Consider the following 312-nt stretch of genomic DNA (forward strand, 5'->3'; position numbering starts at 1 on the left):
AAAGACCAGACTGGCTCTGGTTAATGCCATCTACTGCAAAGGGACCTGGCTGCACACATTTAACGCAAGATACACTGAAGAAAAACCATTTAAGATAAACCAGAATGACAGCCGGCCTGTGGAAATGATGTACCAGAAGAAAAAGTTCCCGTTCAGAAGCATCCCAGAGCATGAACTGAAGGTGCTGGAGTTGCCATATAAAAATGAGGAGCTCAGCATGTTGATCCTTCTTCCAAACGAAACTCAGGACGGCTCTGATCCTCTTCTGAAGCTGGAGAGTGAGTTGACCATTGACAAGCTGCTTGACTGGAC

General features: G+C 46.2%; 1 protein-coding gene. It reads left to right on the forward strand.

The features are described 5' to 3' along the window. The coding region (locus ACOSDM_RS20220) for a serpin family protein (RefSeq protein ID WP_420726336.1) at nt 1-312 on the forward strand (312 nt) is incomplete at both ends.

The sequence above is a fragment of the Hwanghaeella sp. LZ110 genome (assembly GCF_048892525.1).
Taxonomy (GTDB): domain Bacteria; phylum Pseudomonadota; class Alphaproteobacteria; order UBA8366; family Aestuariispiraceae; genus Pacificispira.